Annotated in this window: 4 protein-coding genes and 1 rRNA gene; 3 read left to right on the top strand and 2 right to left on the bottom strand. The window is 33.3% G+C overall.

Annotated elements, in window-relative coordinates:
• Nucleotides 1-94 (bottom strand): 16S ribosomal RNA (locus ACSU6B_RS28785); the annotation flags it as partial.
• 567 nt (nt 95-661) lie between these two features.
• Between ACSU6B_RS28785 and ACSU6B_RS28780 the strand changes: the two genes are divergently transcribed.
• From ACSU6B_RS28780 to ACSU6B_RS28770, 3 genes are all read left to right on the top strand, one after another.
• A complete protein-coding gene (locus ACSU6B_RS28780; RefSeq protein ID WP_410889877.1) occupies nt 662-1,366 on the top strand; it encodes a glycosyltransferase family 2 protein in 705 nt (234 codons plus the stop codon).
• Nucleotides 1,359-2,477 (top strand): glycosyltransferase, encoded by a 1,119-nt coding sequence (locus ACSU6B_RS28775; RefSeq protein ID WP_410889875.1) that lies wholly within the window; start codon nt 1,359-1,361, stop codon nt 2,475-2,477. Before ACSU6B_RS28780 ends, ACSU6B_RS28775 begins: the two co-directional genes overlap by 8 nt.
• 141 nt (nt 2,478-2,618) lie before the next feature.
• A complete protein-coding gene (locus ACSU6B_RS28770; RefSeq protein ID WP_410889873.1) occupies nt 2,619-2,813 on the top strand; it encodes a hypothetical protein in 195 nt (64 codons plus the stop codon).
• Nucleotides 2,814-3,177: 364 nt separating this feature from the next.
• On the opposite strand, the gene ACSU6B_RS28765 is transcribed toward ACSU6B_RS28770, so the two are convergent.
• Nucleotides 3,178-3,900 (bottom strand): glycosyltransferase, encoded by a 723-nt coding sequence (locus ACSU6B_RS28765; protein WP_410889872.1) that lies wholly within the window; start codon nt 3,898-3,900, stop codon nt 3,178-3,180.
• Nucleotides 3,901-4,516 lie beyond the last annotated feature (616 nt).

The raw sequence follows: 4,516 nt of genomic DNA, 5'->3' as shown, positions 1-4,516 counted from the left end.
CCAACAGGAGCAAGCTCCCATTGATTCGCTCGACTTGCATGTATTAGGCACGCCGCCAGCGTTCGTCCTGAGCCAGGATCAAACTCTCCAAGAAAGTTGATTAGCTCATAAATGTAACGTTGGCTCATGTTCTTCATATAATAGAAGGAACACGATTATTATTGTTTGTTTGCACGTTTTTGTTTGTTTAGTTTTCAAAGAGCAAATAATTACTTTTCCGAAAAACCCTAATAATTTATAATTCCAAATAGAATGTCAACAACTTATTTATTAACTTATCATCTTACTGACGACTTTCCTAATATTACAGGATATTAATAAATCGGTCAATAACTTTTTAAAAATATTTTTCAAGAACAAATTTGTGGACCTTATCTTCTTCTCAGGATTCCATACATTAATAATATGATTTTAATTTCTTAACATTTATTTTTTTCTCATTTTTTATTTTAAGTCCAATCAAGCTTGTCCACTGATTCATACATTATCGTGTATTAATTATAATATTGGGAAGGAGAGAAAAATTGGCCACATGAACAATCTGGATGTTCTGATTGTTTTGTTTTGAGCTTAACGAGCATCATGGTCAAATCGTTACATTTTTCAACTGTCCAATATACATTATTTTAATTTTAATTATGTAATTATGAGGTGATAAGTAGTGTTATTTAATAGACAAAAGGGGCTTGTTAGCATAGTTATTACTTGTTACAACGTCGCCTCTTTTATAGAAGAATGCTTAGACGGTATATTTGATCAGTCCTATGAAAATATTGAGGTTATTATCATAGATGATTTTTCTAACGACCCCACTAAGCGAAAGATTAAAAAGTGGATTAAAAAAAATAATCCATCCTTCCCTATTGATTTAATTACTCTCCCAAGAAATGTAGGTTTTGCTGGAGCCATTAATATAGGCTATATTCTAAGTAAAGGTGAATATATTGCCGTTCATGACGCTGATGATATTTCTCATAAAGATCGTATTCAAAAACAAGTTAAATTTTTGGAGGAAAAACCAGAAGTTGGTTTAGTAGGGACCACATATGCTGCATTTCAAAATGGTAACATTGAAGAACAACAAATAGCAACTTGGATCAGATATGGGGAGGATATCAAAAAAACTTACGGAAAAGGCGGTCATTGTGTCTGTCATGGGACAATAATGTTTCGCGGAGAAATTTTTGACCGTATCGGGGGTCCTACTAGACGTATAAAGGGGGCCGAGGACTACGAGTTTATTGCAAACTGCATAAATGCAGGGATAGAAATATCAAATATCCCTGAAGTCTTATATTATTATCGGGCACACCCTAATCAAAGATCTCGACAATTCTATAGTCGAGGTGAAAAAAAAGATGTATAAGGATAATATTTTGATGGTTTTAGATAGTTTTGATATAGGTGGTACGGAAACACATGTTTTAAGTTTGGTTGAAGAAATGGTATCTCGCAATTTAAAAGTAATAGTAATAGGAAAAAACGGTTTAGTAAAAAAGTCTTTTTTAGATTTAGGTTGTAAGGTGTTTGAAGTTAATTATCCAAATCATAATAACGAACAACAATTAGCTGAATTCTCTACAATGGTCAGAGAAATGATAATTAATGAAAAAATAAACATCATTCATGCCCATCAAACTCCCTCGGCCTACCTGATATTTTCGATTGCTAAGGATTTAAACATCCCTACTGTTTTTACTGTCCATGGTACGTACTATCCTATTGAGCAACTAACTGAAGTGCTAAATCTCACTTCAAAAATTATAAGTGTTAGTTACCCAGTCCACAATTATATACAAAATAATACTTCTTTAAATTCATTTATCATTCCAAATGGAATAAATACTCAAAAATATACCTTTCGAACCATTACTAATTTGAGAAACGAATTAAATATTCCCCCAAATACAACTATATTGATGTACGCTAGCAGGTTAACATGGGCTAAAGGGAAGATTGGCTTGACATTACTTAGAGCTTGCAAGAAGTTAAAATTAAGAGGCTTTGACATCCATGTCGTCATTGTAGGAAAAGGACCTTATTTTAAGAAAATTAAAAAACTTGCAGATAAAATTCATGTTTTATGTCAAAGCAAGTTTATTCATATTCTTGGAGAAAGACAAGATATGGAGACTTTATTATCTAGTGCAGATTGTGTGATTGGAACAGGCAGGGTTGCTTTGGAGGCTATGTCTTGCGGAAAACCTGTTATTGCAGTAGGGAATCATGGCTATTTTGGTGTGATAGACAAAGATCATTATGAGGAAGCTTGGAAATGTTATTTCGGTGACCATGGATCAATATCCAAAAGAAGTAGGCTTATTTTTTTCAGAGATATTTCTAAACTTATTTCTAAAAAAAAAGATTTTCTACACAAAATGGGTGTAGATTCAAGAGAATGGGTCGAAACTGAGTTTAATATAAAGGATATGACCAATAGAACTCTGGAAATATATGAATCATGCAAACGAGAGTGATTATTCAACATGGCAAAAAAAGGTTTTGTATATTGGATGGATAGGATTTTTTAACTTAGGGTATGAATTATTATGGAATGTTTTTAAAAGAACATTTAATGAATATTTGAGCAATAATGAAATGGTGATCCTGGCCTCTTATTGGAGGCTCCCAAACAAATTCAAGAACAAACAAAGGACAAGTTAATTGCGATCAATTGGGGGACAACCTATAATCGTTTATACAGCGGAAAAGAGAAGGAAATTGAAGATAAACTAGCTCTCGTTGCAAAAAAACTTATTATAAGAGGCGATGGACAGCCTGATTACCTTCAATACCCTTGGGATACCGTTTAAGGTTTTGAGTCTATAATATAGAGCAAAATAGTAAGAAAATTCAAGAGCAATACAATAAATCATATTTATTTAATTCAACCCTTTAAGGACAAATTATTTTTATAAAAATAAAAAAGGGTTATATCCCCTTGAGAATATAGGTTTATTTTCGAATCAAAGCTCACTTAAATATTAATTAAGTGAGCTTTTTTTAGTTCCATTAGGGATCGTTTCTTTTCATATAAGATCAATATGCTCACCCGCTGTCAAGGTAAAGTGGACGGAGCAATCTATATCGGACTTCAAGTGCAACTAGTACTTTAGAGACAATAAAAGTAAAAAAGGGAAAATAAAATGAAGAATAGACATGTCCTTTTTTATTAGATTAAGATAGCCATTCGGGGTCAGCATATTTTTTAAAATCGGTTGTAATGGATATTTTTTCCGATGTCCTAAATAGGTATCCTAGATCAGGGTTCCAAGTGTGAAATATTTGATCTCTTCTAAAATAAGTATAATTATATCGACTGGTCGAACAGATTCGAATCCCTGCGGCAACACATTTTTTAAAGAATTGCTTATCTTCTCCAAGAGAAAGATCAGGAAAGGATACCTTTTCAAAAACTTCCCTTTTCGCTACAATTGTACCCCCATGAACCATGTTAATTTTTCTATTTTCACGGTTTGGAAAGCGAAGGATCAACTGGTTCTTATTTTCAAAATACAAATAATAAGTTCTTTTTCCGACAATTTGTACATTGTCTATAAAACTATTCATGGCTTCTGTTAAATACGCCGGGGCATAATAATCGTCATCATCAAATTTAGCAATAGTGTCATACTTTGCTTTGGAAATTCCGTAGTTAAGACAATAACCAAGCGATACATCCTCCGGCAGTTGAAAAATAGTGACGTTTTGAAACAGTTCCGCCTTCTTCATCCATTCTTCTATATTTAATCGATTATTATTTAAGATGATAATTAATTCTTTCATTTTCCATTCTTGATTGCTATAATTGTCAAAAATGTTTTCCATGAAGTAAAGCTTATTTGTACAGGTTATGATCGAAACGCCGCTTCTTTCCTCATCAATCATTTGCTCTGTCATTGGAAACTAACCCCATTTCAATTGCTTTTCCACCATCTTTTATTAATTACCATATGAAGGCAAGCGTTGGATGGACACAGTTTCTGTGGGATTTTTTTAAGTTTCCTTCCTTTTTCCTAAGGTTCATAGGCATCCCTTTATCTGTCCAATAAAGGTACCGAGGACCCCTACAAGTATTGAAATCGACGCAAACGTATGAATCAGGTTCATTCATTTGACAATACTTGTTTTATGATCAATTTGGTATTCAGACATAACCCCCTCAATAAACGAAGAAATATTGAGCTGTGCCTTAGTTCTTTCTTTTTTACCGATAAATGCTCGCGATTTATTCAAAGCAAGTTGATTATTTTCTGGATTTTTCGATATCGATGGAAACTACTGGTGCGAGGGTTTTAATTTTCAAGTCATTAGGGGAAGCACTGCTCTGGTATTCGCGGGTCTGGTCCTTAATAGGTCACGATGTAAAGTATCTTTCATTTAAATACGGCAAAGGTGCTCACACTTACTGTGGGTTGTTCCATTTACCGTGAAACGAAAAAATATGCAACCTCGTGCGATGAAAGGGCTCTTTATTAAAACTTAAAAAGAAGACAAAAAAGACAACCTTTTTCAG

The organism is Neobacillus sp. C211 (assembly GCF_051842875.1).
Lineage (GTDB): Bacteria > Bacillota > Bacilli > Bacillales > Cytobacillaceae > Neobacillus.
Note: the sequence above shows the minus strand (reverse complement) of the source record. Positions and strands in the feature narration are given on the sequence as shown.

What these genes read in the sequence shown, in the direction of transcription:
- ACSU6B_RS28775 (WP_410889875.1), top strand. Translation starts at nt 1,359, where the DNA reads ATGTATAAGGATAATATTTTGATGGTTTTAGATAGTTTTGATATAGGT.
- ACSU6B_RS28765 (WP_410889872.1), bottom strand. Translation starts at nt 3,900, where the DNA reads ATGACAGAGCAAATGATTGATGAGGAAAGAAGCGGCGTTTCGATCATA.